The 19,905-nt window shown below is 64.2% G+C and carries 21 protein-coding genes; 7 read left to right on the top strand and 14 right to left on the bottom strand.

Features of this window, described 5'->3' with window-relative positions:
• Positions 1 to 280 precede the first annotated feature (280 nt).
• The 3 genes from ispH to rnhA are packed head-to-tail and all read left to right on the top strand — an operon-like array spanning position 281 to position 2,673.
• Positions 281 to 1,240, top strand: a complete 960-nt coding sequence (ispH, locus tag JKL45_RS10900; RefSeq protein WP_201861153.1) for a 4-hydroxy-3-methylbut-2-enyl diphosphate reductase — start codon at positions 281 to 283, stop codon at positions 1,238 to 1,240.
• Between the two features lie 3 nt (positions 1,241 to 1,243).
• Entirely contained in the window at positions 1,244 to 2,209 is a 966-nt protein-coding gene (locus JKL45_RS10895; RefSeq protein ID WP_201861152.1) for a homoserine kinase, read from the top strand.
• Positions 2,206 to 2,673, top strand: a complete 468-nt coding sequence (rnhA, locus tag JKL45_RS10890; protein WP_201861151.1) for a ribonuclease HI — start codon at positions 2,206 to 2,208, stop codon at positions 2,671 to 2,673. The genes JKL45_RS10895 and rnhA overlap by 4 nt, the downstream gene beginning before the upstream one ends.
• Before the next feature lie 127 nt (positions 2,674 to 2,800).
• Here the strand turns inward: rnhA and JKL45_RS10885 are convergent, their stop codons facing one another.
• Both JKL45_RS10885 and JKL45_RS10880 read right to left on the bottom strand, forming a co-directional pair.
• Positions 2,801 to 3,283, bottom strand: a complete 483-nt coding sequence (locus JKL45_RS10885; protein WP_201861150.1) for a peroxiredoxin — start codon at positions 3,281 to 3,283, stop codon at positions 2,801 to 2,803.
• 40 nt (positions 3,284 to 3,323) lie between these two features.
• Entirely contained in the window at positions 3,324 to 4,151 is an 828-nt protein-coding gene (locus JKL45_RS10880) for a protein-disulfide reductase DsbD domain-containing protein (RefSeq protein WP_201861149.1), read from the bottom strand.
• Between the two features lie 106 nt (positions 4,152 to 4,257).
• On the opposite strand from JKL45_RS10880, the gene JKL45_RS10875 reads away from it, so the two are divergent.
• Complete coding sequence (locus tag JKL45_RS10875; protein ID WP_201861148.1) at positions 4,258 to 4,869, top strand: YqgE/AlgH family protein; 612 nt, start codon at positions 4,258 to 4,260, stop codon at positions 4,867 to 4,869.
• A gap of 17 nt (positions 4,870 to 4,886) precedes the next feature.
• Here the strand turns inward: JKL45_RS10875 and JKL45_RS10870 are convergent, their stop codons facing one another.
• The 4 genes from JKL45_RS10870 to JKL45_RS10855 form a co-directional block, all read right to left on the bottom strand.
• Positions 4,887 to 7,766, bottom strand: a complete 2,880-nt coding sequence (locus JKL45_RS10870; RefSeq protein ID WP_201861147.1) for an EAL domain-containing protein — start codon at positions 7,764 to 7,766, stop codon at positions 4,887 to 4,889.
• A 313-nt stretch (positions 7,767 to 8,079) separates the two neighbouring features.
• Positions 8,080 to 9,363, bottom strand: a complete 1,284-nt coding sequence (locus tag JKL45_RS10865) for a M16 family metallopeptidase (protein ID WP_201861146.1) — start codon at positions 9,361 to 9,363, stop codon at positions 8,080 to 8,082.
• The gene (thrC, locus tag JKL45_RS10860; RefSeq protein WP_201861145.1) at positions 9,360 to 10,775 is read right to left on the bottom strand and encodes a threonine synthase; all 1,416 of its coding nucleotides are present in this window, start codon (positions 10,773 to 10,775) and stop codon (positions 9,360 to 9,362) included. Before thrC ends, JKL45_RS10865 begins: the two co-directional genes overlap by 4 nt.
• A 75-nt stretch (positions 10,776 to 10,850) precedes the next feature.
• Positions 10,851 to 11,381, bottom strand: a complete 531-nt coding sequence (locus JKL45_RS10855; RefSeq protein ID WP_201861144.1) for a GNAT family N-acetyltransferase — start codon at positions 11,379 to 11,381, stop codon at positions 10,851 to 10,853.
• A gap of 236 nt (positions 11,382 to 11,617) precedes the next feature.
• Between JKL45_RS10855 and JKL45_RS10850 the strand changes: the two genes are divergently transcribed.
• Positions 11,618 to 11,974, top strand: a complete 357-nt coding sequence (locus tag JKL45_RS10850; RefSeq protein WP_201861143.1) for a hypothetical protein — start codon at positions 11,618 to 11,620, stop codon at positions 11,972 to 11,974.
• On the opposite strand, the gene JKL45_RS10845 is transcribed toward JKL45_RS10850, so the two are convergent.
• The 8 genes from JKL45_RS10845 to coxB all read right to left on the bottom strand — a co-directional run bounded on the left by JKL45_RS10845 (position 11,948) and on the right by coxB (position 18,484).
• Entirely contained in the window at positions 11,948 to 12,724 is a 777-nt protein-coding gene (locus JKL45_RS10845; protein ID WP_201861142.1) for an SURF1 family protein, read from the bottom strand. The genes JKL45_RS10850 and JKL45_RS10845 overlap by 27 nt on opposite strands.
• Positions 12,721 to 13,092 (bottom strand): DUF983 domain-containing protein, encoded by a 372-nt coding sequence (locus tag JKL45_RS10840; protein ID WP_201861141.1) that lies wholly within the window; start codon positions 13,090 to 13,092, stop codon positions 12,721 to 12,723. The genes JKL45_RS10845 and JKL45_RS10840 overlap by 4 nt, the downstream gene beginning before the upstream one ends.
• Before the next feature lie 112 nt (positions 13,093 to 13,204).
• Positions 13,205 to 14,062 carry a cytochrome c oxidase subunit 3 gene (locus JKL45_RS10835; RefSeq protein WP_201861140.1) on the bottom strand — a complete coding sequence of 286 codons (858 nt, stop codon included), beginning with the start codon at positions 14,060 to 14,062 and terminating at the stop codon, positions 13,205 to 13,207.
• A 68-nt stretch (positions 14,063 to 14,130) separates the two neighbouring features.
• Positions 14,131 to 14,721, bottom strand: coding sequence for a cytochrome c oxidase assembly protein (locus JKL45_RS10830; RefSeq protein WP_201861139.1), 591 nt, complete (start codon positions 14,719 to 14,721; stop codon positions 14,131 to 14,133).
• A gap of 8 nt (positions 14,722 to 14,729) precedes the next feature.
• Entirely contained in the window at positions 14,730 to 14,891 is a 162-nt protein-coding gene (locus JKL45_RS10825) for a cytochrome c oxidase system small membrane protein (RefSeq protein WP_201861138.1), read from the bottom strand.
• Between the two features lie 4 nt (positions 14,892 to 14,895).
• The gene (locus JKL45_RS10820) at positions 14,896 to 15,852 is read right to left on the bottom strand and encodes a heme o synthase (RefSeq protein WP_201861137.1); all 957 of its coding nucleotides are present in this window, start codon (positions 15,850 to 15,852) and stop codon (positions 14,896 to 14,898) included.
• 128 nt (positions 15,853 to 15,980) lie between these two features.
• Positions 15,981 to 17,600: a cytochrome c oxidase subunit I gene (ctaD, locus tag JKL45_RS10815; protein ID WP_201861136.1), complete on the bottom strand. Its 1,620-nt coding sequence runs from the start codon at positions 17,598 to 17,600 to the stop codon at positions 15,981 to 15,983.
• 26 nt (positions 17,601 to 17,626) lie between these two features.
• Positions 17,627 to 18,484, bottom strand: a complete 858-nt coding sequence (gene coxB / locus JKL45_RS10810) for a cytochrome c oxidase subunit II (RefSeq protein ID WP_201861177.1) — start codon at positions 18,482 to 18,484, stop codon at positions 17,627 to 17,629.
• A 313-nt stretch (positions 18,485 to 18,797) separates the two neighbouring features.
• On the opposite strand from coxB, the gene JKL45_RS10805 reads away from it, so the two are divergent.
• Together JKL45_RS10805 and JKL45_RS10800 are read left to right on the top strand one after the other, a co-directional pair.
• Complete coding sequence (locus tag JKL45_RS10805; RefSeq protein ID WP_201861135.1) at positions 18,798 to 19,310, top strand: invasion associated locus B family protein; 513 nt, start codon at positions 18,798 to 18,800, stop codon at positions 19,308 to 19,310.
• Between the two features lie 23 nt (positions 19,311 to 19,333).
• Positions 19,334 to 19,903 carry a hypothetical protein gene (locus tag JKL45_RS10800; protein ID WP_201861134.1) on the top strand — a complete coding sequence of 190 codons (570 nt, stop codon included), beginning with the start codon at positions 19,334 to 19,336 and terminating at the stop codon, positions 19,901 to 19,903.
• Positions 19,904 to 19,905: the final 2 nt, after the last annotated feature.

Genomic DNA, 19,905 nt, shown 5'->3' with positions numbered 1-19,905 from the left:
CGCACAGGTCTGAGGTGAAACTCCTCCTCATCAGGATGAGGACTCAGGTGCAACAAGACGTGGATGACCGGAACAAGTCCGGCTATGACGGGCTCAGTGTCATCCTCAGGCCAAGCGCAGCGAGGGAAGGGGATCCATAATGCTGAGGGTGATGAGTGGATTCCCTTCCCCTCCGCTGTGCTCCGGCCGGGAATGACAATGAATCCGTCGTATTCCCCGCCGCGAATAAGCGTCGCTCCCGCTTGACAGGAAGGGCCTCGTCTCGCCACATCGCCTCATCATGACGAAGCCACCCCTCGACATTCTGCTCTGTGCCCCGCGCGGCTTCTGCGCCGGGGTCGTCCGTGCCATCGATGCCGTCGAGAAGGCGCTCGCGATTCATGGGGCACCGGTCTATGTGCGCCATGAGATCGTGCACAACAAATACGTGGTGGAAAACCTGAAGCGGAAGGGTGCCGTCTTCGTCCGGGAGCTCGACGAGGTGCCGGACACCGGGGCGCCGGTCATCTTCTCGGCCCATGGGGTCGCCAAATCGGTGCCGGAAGCGGCCCAGGCCCGCAACCTCTTTGCCATTGATGCCACCTGTCCGCTGGTGACCAAGGTCCACCGGGAGGCGCAGGTCCATCATAAGCGGGGTCGCCACATCATCCTGATCGGCCATGCCGGCCATCCCGAGGTCATCGGCACCATGGGCCAGCTGCCCGAGGGAGCGGTCACCCTGGTCGAGACCGTGGACGACATCGCCCGCCTCCAGCCGGCGGATGCCGACAACCTCGCCTTCGTGACGCAGACGACCCTTTCCGTCGACGACACGCAGGACATGGTGGATGCCCTCAAAGCGCGCTTCCCCACCATCTTCGGGCCGCACAAGGAAGACATCTGCTACGCCACCACCAATCGGCAGGGGGCCGTCAAGCAGGTCGCGCCGCAGGTCGATGCCATGATCGTGGTGGGCTCGCCCAATTCCTCCAACTCCCAGCGCCTGCGCGAGGTCGCGGAGCGGGAGGGCTGCCCTATCGTCCGCCTGATCCTGCGCGCCGAGGACATCGACTGGAGCCTATACGGCAACATCCGAAGTCTCGGCATCACGGCGGGGGCGTCGGCGCCCGAGATCCTGGTAGAGGAGATCATCGACGCCTTTGCCGAACGCTATGCGGTCTCGGTCGAGAGCGTGTCCACGGCGGATGAGAGCGTGTTCTTTCCTTTGCCGCGCGAGTTGCGTGAGCAGGCGGCGGAGTAAACGGTGGCAGTCTATACGGAAGTCGGCGACGAGGAACTCTCGGCGTTTCTCGAAACCTACGACATCGGCACGGTGCTCTCCTACAAGGGCATCGCCGAGGGCGTGGAGAACACCAACTATTTCCTCCACACCACCAAGGGCTCCTACATCCTGACCCTATACGAGAAGCGGGTGCGGGAGGACGATCTGCCCTTCTTCCTCGGCCTCATGCAGCATCTGGCGCGCAAAGGGCTGAACTGTCCGCTCCCGGTCAACAACCGTCGCGGCGAACCCTTGGGCCGGGTTGCCGGACGGCCCGCCGTGATCATCACGTTTCTGGATGGCATCGCGGTTCGCCGCCCCACGGCTCAGCATTGCGGCGCCCTCGGCGGCGCCTTGGCGAAGCTGCACCTCGCCGGCCGCGATTTCGATGGGCACCGACCCAATGCCCTCACGGTTGAGGCCTGGGCACCGCTTTTCGCGCAGGCCGAGGCTCAAGCGGATACGGTCTCTGCAGGCTTGGCGGAGCGGACCCGGCGGGAGCTGGCCAGCCTGGAAGCCTCCTGGCCGCGCGGTCTGCCCACCGGCATTATTCACGCCGATCTCTTCACCGACAACGTGTTCTTCATCGGCTCGGAGGTGTCGGGGCTGATCGACTTCTATTTCGCCTGCACGGACGCCTTCGCCTACGACGTCGCCATCTGCCTCAACGCCTGGTGCTTCGAGATCGACGGCTCGTTCAATCTCACCAAGGGCCGGGCGATGCTGGTGGGCTATCAGGCCGTGCGGCGTCTGAATGCGGAGGAGGTCGAGGCGCTGCCGATTCTCTGCCGCGGCTCGGCCATGCGCTTCATGCTGACCCGGCTGGTCGACTGGCTCAACGTGCCGCCGGGCGCGCTGGTGAAGCCCAAGGATCCGCTGGAATACGACCGCAAACTCAATTTCCACCGCCACGTGAAGCACGCGCGAGAGTACGGACTTGAAGCATGACCGATCCTAACCGCGTGATGATCTACACCGACGGTGCCTGCTCGGGAAATCCCGGGCCGGGTGGCTGGGGCGCGATCCTGTTCTTCAACGGAAGCGAGAAGGAGGTCTCCGGCGGGGAGGCCCACACCACCAACAACCGCATGGAGATTCGCGCCGCCATCGAGGGCTTGAACGCTCTCAAGCGTCCCTGCGCGGTCGATCTGTTCACGGATTCCCAGTACGTGCGCCAGGGCATCACCCAATGGATGCACAACTGGAAGCGGCGCGGCTGGCGCACCGCCGACAACAAGCCGGTGAAGAACGAGGATCTCTGGCGCGAACTCGACGAGGCGGCCGCTCGCCACGATGTCGCCTGGCACTGGGTGAAGGGCCACGCGGACGACCCGATCAACATCCGCGTCGATGAGCTGGCCGTTGCGGCGATGCAGCCGTTCAAGAAGAACGGCCGGAGGGCCAGCGCCTAACCGTTGCGCACGAACTCTCGGCGTCATGGCCGGGCTTGTCCCGGCCATCCCGATTGTGAAAAGCGCCTGCACTCCTCTGAAACGAGATCACCGGCACAAGGCCGGTGATGACGAAAGAGGTGGATCTTCAGAGGTCCTTCAGGAGGTTCTCGGCGCCGGAATGTTGCGCCTTGGAGGGGGCATCCTCCACGTTCAGCGCCTTCACCACGCCGTCCTCGACCACCATGGAATAGCGCTGGGAGCGGGTGCCGAGGCCAAAGCCTGCACCGTCCATGGACAGGCCGATGGCCTTGGCGAAATCCGCATTGCCGTCGGAGAGGAACTCGATGCCTTCGGCCTCCGAGGCCTTGCCCCAGGCTTCCAGCACGAACACGTCATTGACTGCGGTCACGAGGATCGCATCGACGCCCTTGGCCCGAATCTCGTCCTTCTTCTGGACGTAGCCCGGCAGGTGGTTGCGGTGGCAGGTGGGCGTGAAGGCGCCGGGGACGGCGACGAGAACCACCTTGCGACCCTTGAAGAGATCGTCCGTGGTCTTCGCCACGGGCCCGTCGGGCGTCATGACGCGGAAAGTGACCTGGGGCAGGCGTTCACCGACCTGAATGGGCATGGGCAGGTTCTCCAAAGCTGAGCGGATAGCTGCCTTTGTCCTAGCGCGGCTGCCCGCTCGCGTCGAGGCTGACTTCCGTCTCAATGGCCTTGTCGCCCGCCACCAGGGTTAGGCGCAGGGGGACGGGACCCGACGCGTCCTTCGGCTTTTCCTCGACCGTGACGGTGAAGCGATCGCCGTCGGCTGGGTGGGAGGCTGAGAGGAACCAGTTCTCCGGCCCCTCGGGGAAGAGAGCGGGCTTCGTGCCGGACGGGGTGCGAATCGTGACTGCGAAGGTCGGCTTGTCCCCGGTGACGGGAGTGATGGAGAGGACGGCCAGGTCGGCCTGGGCTCCCAAAGGCTGAGGAAGCGGAACCTTGGCCAGAGCACCCTCGATGGCCTCGCGCTCCGAACCGGTGCCGGTGAGATCCAACGTGAGGTCCGCATGGGCCGGAATGCAGATGTCGTTGCAGACCCCATATTCCAGCGCCAGGACGAGCCTGACAGGCTTTGTCGGATCCTTGGGCTTTACGAGGATCGGGATCACCGCCTGCTTGCCGTAGACATAGGCGACCCCTGCCGCATCCATATGCCGCTTGGGGGCCGGCCACCGGATCTCGGTGCTGGCGACGTTCTCCGAGCCTGACCAGTCGAACCGGGGCGGCAGGCCTGAATCGCCCGGATTGCGCCAATAGGTCTTGAAGCCCGGATCGAGAGTGATCTCGATTCCGGCGAGCCGATGCTCTCCCTGCTCGCCGCCGGCAATCAGGCGGGCGCGGGAATGGAACCCTTGGGTCGAAGCGGAAGGCTTGATGGGTTGCGCGACAGCCGCGGCAAAGGACAAAATACAAAAAAACGCAACCGAAGCGGCGCGGAACATGGATGCCATGGAACTGACGCCTCCCTGAGGCACTTCCCTTATGCGTTTATTCTCGGGTCTGCCATCCACGATCCTGTGATCGGGCGGGCAAGCCTGGCAAGGCAGATTGTAGGATATGGGCTCTCAACTTTCACCGTATGGCACCGAATCAACATACCTTGACGGGCAGCTTCTCGTGGCGATGCCCGGGATGATGGACGAGCGCTTCGCCAGAGCCGTCATCTTCATCTGTGCCCATTCGGCGGAAGGGGCGATGGGCATCATCCTCAACCGGCCTGCCGCCAACGTGACCATGCCCGACCTGCTGGTTCAGCTCGAGATCGTGCCTGAGGTAGAGCGCATCCGCCTGCCGCAGAAGGTCGGCAACATGCAGGTTCTGATGGGCGGACCGGTGGAGACGAGCCGTGGCTTCGTGCTTCATTCGCCGGACTTCCACCTCACCCAATCGACCCTGCCCATCGACGACGGCATCTGCCTGACGGCGACCATCGACATCCTGCGCGCGATTGCGGCCGGACGCGGGCCTGAGAACGCCGTGCTGGCGCTAGGCTATGCCGGCTGGGGCGCGGGCCAGCTGGAGATGGAGCTGCAAGCCAACGGTTGGCTCAACACCCCGGCCGATGCGGAGATCGTCTTCAACACGGCTGCTGATGTGCGTTACGAGATGGCCTTGCGCCGGATTGGCATCGAGCCGGCCATGCTGTCCATGGAAGCCGGCCACGCCTGATCAGGCTGTGCGGCCTGTCAGGCCGCCGCCGGAGCAGCTCCCACGAGCTGACGCGCCTGCAGCGTCGACATCGGTTCACCGAAGACTGGACCCTGTGCGTATTCGCAGCCGAGCTGGTAGAGCTCGATCGCCTCGGATTCGCTTTCTGCGCCTTCCGCTACGATCTCCATGCCGAGCTCGTGCGCCATCTTGACGATAGAACGCAGGATGACGGGACGTCCGCCCGCCATCTGGCGCACGAAGGATTCGTCCACCTTGATGGTGTCGAACGGGAAACGTTGCAGATAGGCGAGGGCGGAATAGCCTGTGCCGAAATCGTCGAGCGACAGACCGGCGCCGAGGTCGCGCAGGCGCGACAGCATCTGGGCCGAGTATTCTGGGTTCTCCATCACGAGGCTCTCGGTCATCTCGATCTTGAGCGTGCCGGGAATGACGCCACAGCGGGCGATCACCGTCTTCACATCCTGCAGCAGGTCGTGACGCAGCAGGTGATGGCTCGACATGTTCACGCTGGCGAAGATCGGCGGCTCCACCTCAAGGGCGTTCTGCCACGCGGCCAGCTCACGGCCGGTCTGCTCGAGCAGGAACACGCTCAGCTTGACGATGAGGCCGGTCTCCTCGGCAATGGACATGAAGTCCTCAGGGCCGACGCGTCCGAGGCGCGGATGGTCCCAGCGCAGCATGGACTCGAACCCCGCGATGGTGCGGTCTTCGAGGCGCACGATAGGCTTGAACAGCACCTTCATCTCGCCCCGGTCGAGGGCGTGACGCAGGTCGGTCTCCATGGTGAAATGATCGCTGCGGTCGGACCGCATGGTGGGCCGGAACACCTCGATCCGGTCGCCGCCATTGCGCCGTGCATGGGCCATGGCGATCTCAGCGTTGCGCAGCACCTCCTCGCGCCGCGCGGCGATCTGCGGATCGTGAAGCGCGATGCCGATGGAAGCGGTGAGGAAGAACTCCCGCTCGGAATAGGTGAACGGCGTCGTCACCACGCGCCGCACCATGTCGGCAAACGAGATGATGCGGTCGGTCTCGCGCTCGGACAGCAGGATGATCGCGAACTCGTCGCCCGAGATGCGCGCCAGCGTATCCTGCGGCTTCAGCAGGCGGCTGAGGCGCCGCGACAGGGTCAGCAGGATCGAGTCGCCGGCGGCATAGCCAGCGGTGGCGTTGGCGTCCTTCAGCTTGTCGATGTCGATGACGACGACGGTCGGGCGCAAATTGTCGTCCTGGCTCGCGAAGGTGAGGGCCGCTTCCAGACGGTCATAGAAGAGCTGCCGGTTTGGCAGGCTCGTCAGATTGTCGTGCACGGCATCGTGCAGCAGGCGCTCTTCCGCGGTCTTGCTGTCCATCACGTCTGCGAGCGTTCCGACGATGCGCAGCACCTCGCCGTCCGAGCCGATCACCGGGCGCGCCCGGAGGCGGAACCAGTTGTGCGCGCCGGTGGATGAGCGCAGTCGGAAATCCTGGGTCAGGCGGCCGCGGCGCTGCTCGATCACGGCATCCAGGCCGAGCCGATAGCGGTCCTTGTCGAAGGGATGGATCAGCTCGAGCCAGGCGGAGGCCGGCCCCTCCAGCGAGCCGCGCTTCAATCCGAGCTGATGCTCGACCTCGGGGCTGACGAAGATGTTGTCGGAGACCACGTCCCAGTCGAACACGATGTCGCCGGCCCCCGTGAGCGCCAGCGCCCGGCGTTCCGTGTCGTTGACGAAGCCGCGCGCGAAGCCGCCGCCGGCGAAGGCATGCTGCATGACCGTGAAGCCGATGAGCATGACCACCAGCACAAGGCCGCCGACCAGGGCAGGGGGGACGAGATCGGAGGAGAGCTGGCCCACCACGGTGAAGCTCGCCGCCGTCACCCAGGCGACCAGGAGCAGCCAGGTGGGAACGAGCATCACGGCACGGTCATAGCCGTGCGTCGCTAGGTGGATCACCAGGACGAAGCCGATGCCGGCCACGGCCGCAATCGACATGCGCGCCACGCCCGAGGCGACGGGAGGATCGACAATGGCGAGCGCCACCAAACCCCCGAGGAACAGGAGCCAGAAGGCCGTGACGTGGCTGTAGCGTACGTGCCAGCGGTTGAGGTTGAGATAGGCGAAGAGGAAGACGAGGAGCGTTGCGGCCAGCACCGCCTCGGCGCCGGCGCGGTAGATCTGCTCGGTGGCTTCCGTGATCGGGAAGACGCGCTGGAAGAAGCCGAAATCGATGCAGGCATAGGCGAGCACCGCCCAGGCCAGCGCTGCGGCCGCTGGGAAGATCAGGGCGCCCTTCACCACGAACACTATGGTGAGGAACAGGGCGAGCAGGCCCGCGATGCCGATGATGATACCCTTGTAGAGGGTCAGGCCATTGACCCGGTCCTTATAGGCATCCGCATCCCAGAGATGAACCTGGGGCAGGTTGTCGGAGCGCAGCTCCGCCACGAAGGTGACGGTGGTGCCGGGATCGAGGGTGATGAGGAAGAGGTCGGCGTCCTCACTGTCGTCGCGCTCGGGCCGGATGCCCTGGCTCGCCGTGATCGCCGCGATGCGGGTCGCGCCGAGATCGGGCCAGATCACGCCGGAGCCGGTGAGGCGGAAGTGCGGCGCGACCAGGAGGCGCTCGATCTGCTCGTCGGTGTCGTTGGTGAGCGCGAAGACCATCCAGTCGGGTCGGGTGCCGGCCTCACGCGCTTTCACGGCGATGCGGCGGACGATGCCATCGCGCCCGGGTGCAGTGGAAATGCGGATCTCGTCCCCGTCCGAGTTGTAGCGCTCGATGGCCGGGGTGAGGTCGATGGCCTTCATCTTGGGGTCGACGCGCACAGATTCCACGGCCCAGCCGGAGGTCGGCCAGGCAAGCCCCAGGAATGTCGCCAGGAAAAGGGCTATGGCGAAAGAAACGATCCGCAATACTTCGGTCTTTCGTCCGGTACTAAAACAATGGAACAGGATTGGTACCGGTCAGGAGGCTTGAGAGCAAGGCGGAGCCTGGAAAAGGCTCCCACTTGTCCGCAGGACTCAGTGGTTATTGTTACCAGAGCATCGGACTCAAAAGTGGAATGCACTTTTGAGTTGCATCCGATGATCTATTCTTAATATGCGCATCGTTGAGCGCGGAAAACCGGGGCCACTTTTCCGCACGATGCGCTAAGGGCCATGGGGCCCGTTTGCGGCGGGATTGAGGAGAAACAGCCATGCCCATGGGGTAGGCGCGGCAGAAAAATCAGCCGCGCAGCCCCGAGGCGATGTTCTCCAAGGACGGCAGCGCCTTGATCGGTCCGATTGCCGCCATGGTGGGCGCACCCTGCAGGAGAGAGCGGCCCGCCTCGCGCACATGCTCCACCTCGAGGGCATCGACCTTGCGGACGATCTCCTCGCTGTCGACCACCCGGCCCCAGGACAGGAGCTGACGGGCTACGCGTTCCATGCGGCCGCCTGGAGTTTCCAGGGCGGTGAGCAGGGCCACCTTCATCTGTGCCTTGGCACGGATCAGCTCGATCTCGCTGATGTCCTGCGTGGCCTGGACCATGCAGGCGAGCGTCACGTCCATCAACTCGCGCACATCCGATCCCGCCGTTCCAGCGCCGATGCCGAAGAGGCCGCAATCGGAGAAGGGCCAGTGGAAGGAATCGATGGAATAGGCGAGGCCGCGGGTCTCGCGCACCTCATGCCAGAGACGAGAGGTCAGGCCCCCGCCGAGCATGTGGGCGAAGAGATGGGCCGCGTAGTAATTGGGATCCTTGAACGAGAGCCCCGGCAGGCCAAGCACGATGTTCGCCTGTTCGAGCTTGCGGGAGATCCGCCGCTCGCCGCCGGTATAGCGGCCTGCCTCGGGCTGACGCGCCGGAACAGTCGGCATGGCGCCGAACAGGCGCTCGGCCAGGTCGACGATCTGGGCATGTTCCACATCGCCGGCGGCCGCCAGCACCATCTTGCCAGGCGTGTATTCCCGCGCCAGGAAGGCCCGGATCGTCGCCTCGTCGAAGCTCTTGATGGTCTCCGGCGTGCCGAGGATCGGACGGCCGACGGCTTGTCCTGCGAAGGCCGTTTCCATGAAGGCGTCGTAGATCAGATCGTCCGGCGTATCCTCGACGGCGGCGTATTCCTGCAGGATCACGCCCTTCTCGCGGGCGAGTTCGCCTGCGTCAAAAGCCGAGTGGATGAGGATGTCGCCGAGCACGTCGAGGGCAACGTCCACGTTCTCGCCGAGAACCCGCGCCGTGTAGCTCGTGTATTCGACGCTGGTGGCCGCGTTGATGTCGCCGCCCACATTCTCGATGTCCTCAGCGATCTGGCGGGCGGAGCGCCGCGCCGTGCCCTTGAACGCCATGTGCTCGATGAGATGCGACAGGCCATGCTCATGCGGCTCTTCGTGGCGCGAGCCGGTGCCGACCCAGACGCCCAGCGTCGCGGTGGCGATCTCGGGCATCCGCTCGGTGGCGACCATGAGGCCGTTGGACAAGGTGGTGATGTCGATCCGCTTCTCGCGGACGAAATGCTGGTTCATGCGGCAGCGCCTTTGACCGCCCGCGCGCGCTCGCGGATGAAGCGCTCGACCGCAGCCTGATCGTTGGGGAGAACCGTGAAGCTTTCCTTGCCCTCCATCAGATCAGCCATGTGCGGCGGAAGTGCGGGGCGCAGGCCCATCGCGCGCTCGACCGCGTCCGGGAATTTGGCCGGATGGGCGGTGGACAGGGCCACGACGGGCGTTTCGGGATCCTGCCTCAACAGGGCGCGGGCGGCGCGGGTGCCGACGGCGCTGTGCGGATCGAGCACGTAGCCAGTGGTGCGGTAGGTCTCGGCCATCTCGGCAATCACGTTGTCCTCGTTCACAGCTTGGGCCGAGAACTCCTCGCGGATGCGGGCGAGTGGCTCGGCGTCAATCAGGAAGGCGCGGGACTGGTGGAGGCTCGCCATGAGGCGGCTGACCGCCTCGCCATTCCGGCCGTAAGCCTCGAATAGCAGGCGCTCGAAATTGGACGAGATCTGGATGTCCATGGACGGCGAGGTCGTGGGATGCACGCCCTTCATCTCATAGCTTCCTGAGCCCAGCGTGCGGGCCAGAATATCGTTGGCATTGGTGCCGATCATCAGCCGGTCGATGGGCAGGCCCATGCGCTTGGCCACCCATCCGGCGAGGATGTCGCCGAAATTGCCCGTGGGCACGGAGAACGAGACCGGGCGGTGCGGGGAGCCCAGGGCAACGGCGGCGGTGAAGTAGTAAACGGCTTGAGCCGCCACGCGGGCCCAGTTGATGGAGTTGACCCCTGAGAGCTGCAGCTCATCGCGGAAGCGGGCATGGTTGAACATGCCCTTCACCATATTCTGGCAATCGTCGAAGGTGCCTTCCACCGCGAGCGCATGGACATTGGGCGAGGCAACCGTGGTCATCTGCCGGCGCTGCACGTCCGACACGCGGCCATGCGGGTAGAGGATGAAGATGTCGACCTGATCGAGGCCCTTGAATGCCTCGACGGCCGCGCTGCCCGTATCGCCCGAGGTCGCGCCCACGATGGTCGCGCGGGCCCCGCGGGCTTTCAGTACATGGTCCATGAGCCGCCCGAGCAGCTGCATCGCCACGTCCTTGAACGCGAGCGTGGGGCCGTGAAAGAGCTCGAGCATGAACAGGTTGTCGCCGAGCTGGGTCAGCGGGCAAACGGCGGCGTGACGGAAGGAGGCGTAGGACTCGTCGATCATCCGGCCCAGTGCAGCCTCGGGGATGTCGCCGTCGATCAGCGGCCCGAGCACGGCTTTGGCTACCTCGGCATAGGGCTTGCCGGTAAAGCCACGGATCGTCTCGGCCGTCAGGGTCGGCCAGCTTTCTGGCAGGTAGAGGCCGCCGTCGCGGGCGAGGCCGGTCAGCAGGGCGTCAGTGAAACCGAGCGCCGGGGCTTCTCCCCGGGTCGAGACATGGAGCAATGTCGATCTCCTGGAAATTCGGCCGGACATTAGGAGGCATGACCGGACACGGCAAGCCGCATCCGGTCGCAGAGCTCAAGGTTTTATCCTGGCCATCGCATAGGCATCGGCGAAGGCGCCGTCCCGGAAGGCGAAATCCCTGTGCGTGCCCTCGGTCTCGAAACCGTTGCGCTTGTAGAGCGCGATTGCGGCTACGTTGTCCACGTAGACCGTGAGCTCGATCCGCCTCAGGTTCAGCCACTCGTCGGCGATCATGATGAGCTCGCGCAGCAGCCTGGAGCCGATGCCGCGGCTGTGGAAATCGTCGTGCAGGCCCATGCCCAGATAGGCCACATGGGCGCGCCGGCCCTGATGCCGCTCGAAGCCGCCGTTGCCGATGATCCGGCCGTCCTTTTCCACCACGAGGCTGACATTGTTGGACGGGTTGATGCCTTCGAGCCATTTCCGGGTGGCTTCGGGCGTCTGATAGGGCAGGCGCAGGGTGCCCCAGCGATAGCCGGGCATGTTGCCCAAGGCCGCGATGCCTTCGCAATCGGCGGGACGCGCCGCGCGAATGACGATGTCATCGGCGGAACTGGGGGGATGAATGTCGGGCTGCAGGTTCATGTCGCTCTCCTCTGGATGAAGGCGGAGGCGAACCGAACCCTTGAGAAGCCCTGCTCGTCTCCGCAGGGCTTGTCAGGAATGCTCGACGCTAACTTAGACGCGCAAAGCCTCTCCCGTACGCCCTGCAAGGCGCATCGTGAGATGGGTTACGGTCATGATCAGCGTGAACATGTGAAACATGCTACAATAGGCAGGATTATAAGCCAAGCTCGCATTCTATCGAGAGGATCGAGTTCATGCGCATGACACGGATCGACTGGATCCTGCTTCCCATCCTTGTGGGCGTGCTGGCAGGCGTTGTGGTGGGATCGTTCCTGCTCGCGGGCTTTCTTGGATTGGGCGTTCTAGGCCTCCTTGTCGGCTTCATGGCTCAGCGCATCGAGCTGGAGAAGGATGGGGCCGTGAGCAATGTCATGACCACATCGCTATACGCTCAACAGTTCAAGGCGCGGGAGGGCATGAGCCGTGCAGAAAAAGCGGAGCACCGGGCAGAGACGGATGCGCTGCTGAGGTGGCTCTTTGTCGCCAAGGTCGTCAGCGCCGGCCTGGTTATCCTCGGCTTCGGCCTATTCTTCCAGTTTCAGCTCGTCTGAATCCGGCTCCCTCAGGCGCCGCCAGGCGAAGGCCGCGAAGACGCCGACCAGGGTCAGGGCAATGCCGTACCAGGTGATCACATATTGCAGGTGATTGTTCGGCAGGGTCAGGGGCGTCTGCCCGCCACGCGGCCAGCCGCCGGGATTGGGGCTCGCATCGGCGTCGATCAGGAACGGGGCAACCCGTTCGAGGTTGTGGGCTGCTGCGATGGCCTGCGAATCGCGGGCGAACCATTGGTTGCGGGCCGGGTCATCGTCAGGCGTGAAGGAATTGCGGATTTCGGGCGCCCGGATGAGGCCGGTCACCGTGACTTCGCCCGCCGGCTGGCTTTCGGGGCGGGTGCCTGGATAGCGCAGGTCGGTGGGCACGAAGCCGCGGTTGACCATCACGATGGCGCCAGTGGCCAGCTTGAGGGGTGTGATCAGGTAATAGCCCTGGATCGGGGCTCCCTGCCGCTCGCCGCGGGCGAGGCCATAGACCGGGGCCTCGAACTGATGGAGGAAGGTGCCGGTCACCCGCACCTTCCGGAATTCGTCCTGATCGGCGCGCCAGGCGGGCCAATCCGCCTCCGGCAGGATGGCGCCGGGCTCGCCATAGGCGCGGGTCTCGATCTGCGCGATCAGGTCTTCCTTCCAGGCCTTTCGCTGAAGCTGCCAGGTTCCCAGGCCGATCAGGATGGCAAGCGCCACCAGGGCCGCCAAGCCCGGCAGAATAAGGGATCTGCCCTTGTGTAGGCGGGAGGCGGTCACTTCTCGAAGCGTCCTTCCTCGGCCTTGTGGTGATACTGCAGGTTCATCAGGACGCCCTTGAGCGGCCGCACCATCAGGAGGCTCAAGGCAATGCTCAGAACCGTCCACATGACGAGATGGAGCCAGATCGGCGGCTCGTAGGTGAACTCGGCCCACAGCGCCAGGGCTACCACTACGATGCCCACAAACGACATGACGAAGAATGCCGGGCCGTCGCCTGTATCGGTAAAGGCGAGATCGAGGCCGCAGACCTCGCATTTCGGCTGCACGGTGAGAAAGCCCTTGAACACATGTCCCTTGCCGCAGCGGGGGCACAGCCCTTTGAGGCCGGTGGTGATAGGCGAGGGGGCGGACGGGTCATGAGCCACGGCTTTTCTCCAGATTGGGCCGGTGGGGCTGACCGACAGATGGTGATGCAACCCCGAAAATGCGAAGGGCGGCCGTGAAGCCGCCCTTGCTGAGTTTTATTCGACAAGCGGCTTAGTGGCCGGCTCCGCTTCCGCCGTAGCCCCACACATAGATGGCGGCGAAGAGGAAGAGCCACACCACGTCGACGAAGTGCCAGTACCAGGCGGCGAACTCGAAGCCGAGATGCTGCTGCGGCGTGAAATCGCCGCGATAGGCGCGTAGCAGGCAGACGGCCAGGAAGATCGTGCCGATAATCACGTGTGCGCCGTGGAAGCCCGTCGCCATGAAGAAGGTGGCGCCGTAGATATTGCCGCTGAACCCGAAGGCAGCGTGGCTGTACTCGTAGGCCTGAACGAAGCTGAACAAGATGCCGAGGATCACCGTGAGCCACAGGCCCATCTTCAGGCCCTGACGGTCGCCGTGCAGGAGCGCGTGGTGCGCCCAGGTGACCGTGGTGCCGGAAGTCAGCAGGATCAGGGTGTTGAGGAGCGGCAGGTGCCAGGGGTCGAAGGTCTCGATGCCCTTCGGGGGCCACACGCCGCCGAGCGCCTCGATGCGGGAGTAGAGCTGCGGGTCGCCGGCATAGAGGGCGGCATCGAAATAGGCCCAGAACCAGGCGGCGAAGAACATCACCTCGGAGGCGATGAACATGATCATGCCGTAGCGATGGTGAAGCTGGACCACCCGGGTGTGGGAGCCGGTATTGGCCTCCTTCACCACATCGGTCCACCAGGACAGCATGGTGTAGAGAACGCCGATGATGCCCGCGCCGAAGATGAAGCCGCCGATATCCATGCCGGCGATGTGGATGTCTTTCCACCAGGTCACGAACCCGGACGCCATCAGGAAGGCGCTGACCGCGCCGATGAGCGGCCACGGGCTCGGTTCAAGGATGTGATAGTCGTGGTTCTTGGCGTGGGCCTCGGCCATTTCGTGTCGTCTCCGTGCCTCGAAGGTGAACTCGCTTTAAGACGTTTCCGCTTAAGTTGTCACGTGTCTTATTGAGCGATGGTTGTGGTGGATGATGTCACTTCCGCCACCGGCTTGCCCCCCTTGGAGGGGAAGTAGGTGTAGGAGAGGGTGATGGATGAAAGGTCCTTCACGTCGCGATCCTGCGCCAGGCGGGGATCGACGTAGAAGACGACCGCGGATTCCAGGGTCTCGCCCGGCTGCAGGGTCTGCTCGGTGAAGCAGAAGCATTCGAGCTTGGAGAAATAGGTGCCGGCAAGGTCGGGCTGCACATTGTAGGTGGCGATGCCCGTGCTCGGCCTGTCGCCCTTGTTGGTGACCTTGTAGAGAACCGTCGTGGTCTCGCCGAGCTTGACCTTGACCTCGGGCGTTTCCGGCGAAAAGCGCCAGTTCAGCCCGGGTGCCACATTGGAATCGAAGCGGACGGAGATCGTCCGGTTCATAACCTGCGAACCGTTGCTGTCGACTGCGATCGGCGTGCCGCCGAACCCGGTGACCTTGCAGAAGAGGTCGTAGAGGGGAACGGACGCATAGGCGAGGCCGACCATGCCCACGACAAGGCCGAGGCAGGCGAATGCCGTGCGGTGCATCTTGCGTTGGATATGCGGGTTCTCAGCCATGTCCGACCTCACATGGGACGCTGCAGGACGCCCGGTCCGAGCTTCGCGATGGTGACCACGTAGAACAGCAGCACGAGGACCCCGAGGGTGAACGCCAGAGCCAGCGAACGACTGCGGCGGCGCTTCTGTTCCTCGGGCGTCAGGCTCTGGTGCGATTTGCGATCTGCCATGGGCCTACCCGAATACCGGCCGGAAGAAGCCGAAGCCGTGCTCCACGAGCAGTGTCGCGAAGAGCAGGAAGAGATAGAGGATCGAGAAGCCGAAGAGCTGCTGGGCCACCCGCATGGCAGGCTCGCCCTCGCGCAGGCGATAGACCTGCAGGGCGAGCGCCAGCATGCCGAAGCCGCCGACGAGTGAGATGATGGCATAGGCCAAGCCGCCGAACCCTAAGACCACCGGAGCCATGCCCAGCGGGGCCAGAAGGATCGTGTAGACGAGGATCTGGAAGCGGGTGGAATCGGGACCTGCCACGTTCGGCATCATGGGAATGCCGGCGCGCTGGTAATCGCCCGATTTCACCAGGGCGAGTGCCCAGAAATGGGGCGGCGTCCACATGAAGATGATGGCGAACAGCACCACGCTGTCCCAGGCGACATGGCCTGTCACGGCTGCCTGCGCGACGATCGGGGGGAGGGCGCCCGCCGCGCCGCCGATAACGATGTTCTGCGGCGTCGAGCGCTTCAGCCACATGGAATAGACAACCACGTAGAAGAAGATCGTGAAGGCAAGCAGGCCCGCGGCCAGCCAGTTGCTGACGAGCCCCAGAATGATGACCGAGCCGACGGAGAGCGTCACGCCGAAAGCCAGGGCTTCACCGGGCTGGATCTTGCCGGCCGGGATCGGGCGCTTGGCCGTGCGGGTCATGACTGCGTCGATATCCGCATCCCACCACATGTTGAGGCAGCCGGACGCGCCGCCGCCGACGGCGATCATCAGGAGCGACACGAAGGCCACGATCGGGTGAACATTGGATGGGCTCACGACCATGCCGACGAGGGCCGTGAAGACGACGAGAAACATCACCCGCGGCTTCAGGAGGGCGAAGAAGTCGGATACGTCGCCCTGCGACAGGCCTGCCGTGGCAAGGCTCTCGACTTGGGGTTGGACCAGACTGTTCGACATGGTGCTCATCACAAAATCCGAAATGCCGTGACGAGGCCGAAAAGGCCTCCGGATGGTCGGCTCCTCGCCGGAAGGCTTGAGAAATTCAAGCCCTCTGGGGAGGAGCCAGGCGGCGAATGCCGCCCGGCTCAGCTGTCTTAGTGGCCCGTGTCCATGACGCGGGGCAGGGTCTCGAACTGGTGGTAGGGAGGCGGGGAGGACAGGGTCCATTCCAGCGTCGTCGCACCTTCACCCCACGGGTTCGCGGCAGCCTTTTCCTTGCGGATGAAGGCATAGACCACGCCGAACATGAAGATGAAGAGACCGGCGAAGAACACGTAGGCGCCAATCGACGACACCATGTTCCAGCCCGCGAAGGCATCCGGGTAATCCGCATAGCGGCGCGGCATGCCAGACAGGCCGAGGAAGTGCATCGGGAAGAACAGCACGTTGGAGCCGATGAAGGCGACCCAGAAGTGCAGCTTGCCGATCCATTCGGGCATCACGTAGCCGGTGATCTTCGGGAACCAGTAGTACATGCCGGCGAAGATCACGAAGACCGCGCCGAGCGACAGCACGTAGTGGAAGTGCGCCACCACGTAGTAGGTGTCGTGCATGTAGCGGTCGACAGGAGCGTTCGCCAACACGACGCCGGTGACGCCGCCGACCGTGAACAGGAACACGAAGCCCACCGCCCACTGCATGGCCGCCGTGAAGCGGATGGAGCCGCCCCACATGGTGGCGATCCACGAGAAGATCTTCACGCCGGTGGGAACCGCGATCACCATGGTGGCGAACACGAAATAGGCCTGGGTCTGGAGCGAGAGGCCGACCGTGTACATGTGGTGCGCCCACACGACGAAGCCCACCACGCCGATCGCCACCATGGCGTAGGCCATGCCGAGATAGCCGAAGATCGGCTTCTTGGAGAAGGTGGAGATGATGTGGGACACGATGCCGAAGGCCGGCAGGATCATGATGTACACTTCGGGGTGACCGAAGAACCAGAACAAGTGCTGGTAGAGCACCGGATCGCCGCCGCCCGACGGATCGAAGAAGGTCGTGCCGAAGTTGCGGTCGGTGAGCAGCATCGTGATCGCACCCGCGAGAACCGGCAGCGACAGGAGCAGCAGGAACGCGGTCACCAGCATGGACCAGGCAAAGAGCGGCATCTTGTGCAGCGTCATGCCCGGAGCGCGCATGTTGAGGATCGTCGTGATAAAGTTGATCGCGCCGAGGATCGAGGCCGCACCGGCAAGGTGCAGGGCCAGGATGCCGAAATCGAGCGCCGGGCCGGGGTGGCCGACGGTCGAAAGCGGCGGATACACGGTCCAGCCGCCGCCGAAGCCCAGCGAGCCCGGAGCGCCCTCGACGAAGAGCGAGCAGAGCATCAGGGCGAAGGCCGCGACGGTAAGCCAGTACGAGATGTTGTTCATCCGCGGGAAGGCCATGTCGGGCGCGCCGATCATGATCGGGATGAACCAGTTGCCGAAGCCGCCGATCAGGGTGGGCATCACCATGAAGAACACCATGATGAGGCCGTGGCCGGTCACGAAGACGTTGAAGGCCTGCGGATTCGAGAAGAACTGAAGGCCGGGCTCCTGGAGTTCCAGTCGCATTCCGATGGAGAGAAGGCCGCCGACGATACCCGCCGTGAAGCCGAAGATCATGTAGAGCGTGCCGATGTCCTTGTGGTTCGTGGAATAGAACCACCGACGCCAGAAGCTCGGAAGGTGATCGTGGTGATCCGCGTGAGCGGCATCAGCTGCATGTGCCATGATAGACCTCTGTGGTCCTTTTCAGATTACTGAGCGTTCGCGAACTTGACCGGGGCGGAGCCGTCCGTGGAAGCATAACGCTGCTTCGCCTCGGCCAGCCAAGCGGCATATTGCTGCTCGCTCACGACGCGGATTTCGATGGGCATGTAGGGATGGCCGTTGCCGCAGAGCTCGGAGCACTGGCCATAATAGACGCCTTCCTTCTCGGCCTTGAACCAAGTCTCGTTCAGACGGCCGGGAACGGCGTCGATCTTGATGTAGAAGGACGGCATGGCGAAGGCGTGCAGCACGTCGGCGGAGGTCACCTGGACCCGCACGACCTTGCCCACCGGCACGACCATGGCGTTGTCGGCGCCGAGCAGGCGCGGCTGGTCGGGCTTCCGGTCCTTTTCCTCGGTGACCATGTTCGAATCGAACTTGAAGCCGCCGCCCTGATCGCCGGGATACTCATAGCCCCAGTACCAGGAATAGCCGGTCGCCTTCACCACCAGGTCCGCCTGTGGCGGGACGAGCTGCTCGCGCAGCAGGCGGAAGGACGGGATGGCAATCGCCACGAGGATCAGCACCGGGACGATGGTCCAGGCGACTTCCAGAAGAGTGTTGTGGGTGGTCTTCGAGGGAACCGGGTTCTTGCTCTCGTTGAAGCGGGCAACGATCGCAAGGAGCAGCGCCAGCACGAAAAGGCAGACCGCGGCCATCAGCCAGGTAAGGTAGGTGTGGAAGTTGGACACGCTCTGTCCCAACTCGGTCACCATCTCCTGCATGCCGGTTTCCCAAGGGGAGGGCTGCCCGGCGGCGGCCCACGCCTCACTTATGCCCAACACAAGTGCGACCGCTGCCGTGGAGAGGGCGGTCACCGATCGACGTCCAGTCTCGATCCGCATCGGCGTTCCAAAGCTCCTAAAGATGTGATGGCACAGGGCCATGAAAGCATCGGGGAAGGCGCGGGCGTGCGAATAACGGCGCCCGGCTTGCGCCATCACCTTTGATCTGCGCCAAAGACCACAGGACGCGCGGAAGCGCAACGGTAGAAGCGTTCCAAACTGTGCGTCATAACCGCCAAAAAACGTTTCAGCCCTCCAAAGTGCCCCTCTCGCTTGACATTGCGCCCCCTGGCATGGTCCCAACGGGCCAATTTTGGATCGGAGCGGCCGCATGCCGCGACCCTTCAACAGGGTTTACGGAATGGAGAAACCGATGGGCGCATCGCAATGGGTTCGCCATAGCGCGGCAGCTTTCCTGGGGCTGGCATCCCTGCTTGGCGCCAGTGGCGCCGGCGCTCAAGGGATGGTCAAGAACACTTTCGGCGACTGGCAGATGCGCTGCGAAACTCCTGCTGGAGCCACGGCCGAGCAATGCGCCCTGGTGCAGAACGTTGTTGCGGAGGACCGCCCCAACGTCACCCTCGTGATTATCATGTTGAAAACCGCCGACGGCAAAAGCCGCCTCCTGCGCGTGGTGGCGCCTTTGGGTATTCTGCTGCCCTCAGGGCTTGGCCTGAAGATCGACCAGACCGATATCGGCCGCGCCGGATTCGTGCGCTGCCTGGCGTCGGGCTGCGTCGCCGAGGTCGTCATGGAAGAAAACCTGATCAATCAGATGAAGACCGGCCAGCAGGCCACCTTCATCGTTTTCCAGACGCCCGAGGAGGGGATCGGGATTCCCGTGTTCCTGAATGGGTTCGCGGCCGGGTTCGATGCCCTTCCGTAACGAATAAGAGAGGGTGGGGGACAATGATGAACAAGGGATTGAACCGCAGGGCCGGCTGGGCGCTTGCCGTGCTCGGAATTTCGGCCCTGGCCGGCTGCGGAGCGCCGGGCGAGGGCGGCTTCGGTGTCGGCGACATGCTGCTCACCGCGGGAACGACCCAGGCGCCACCCCAGGCCGCCGAGACCCGCGACGTGTATTGCCCGACCGTTGAGGTGATGGATGGCGGTTCGGTCATCCGGTCCGGCGATGCCGGCTCCGTGCGCAGCCAGATCGCTCTGGGTGACCTCGCCCGTGAATGTGTTGGCCAGCCGGACGGCAGCATCCTCGTGCGGGTTGGCGTCGAGGCCCGGGCGCTCCTCGGTTCCGGCGGATCGGCGGGCCGCTATGACGTGCCGGTCCAGATCGTCGTGAAGGATGGCTCGACCGTTTTCGCCAACCGCTCCCGCCGGGTGGCGGCGGCCATTCCGGCCGGTCAGACCCAGACGACGGTTTCGCTCGTTGAGGAGGGCATCGTGGTTCCGGCATCCTCCGCCAACAACTTCGAGATCGAAGTCGGCCTCGGCACCCGCGCGGCTCCGGGCCGGCGGGGCTAAAA

Source organism: Microvirga soli, assembly GCF_016734765.1.
Lineage (GTDB): Bacteria > Pseudomonadota > Alphaproteobacteria > Rhizobiales > Beijerinckiaceae > Microvirga > Microvirga soli.
The sequence above is the reverse complement of the archived record's forward strand: the minus strand, read 5'-3'. Positions and strand labels throughout refer to the sequence as shown.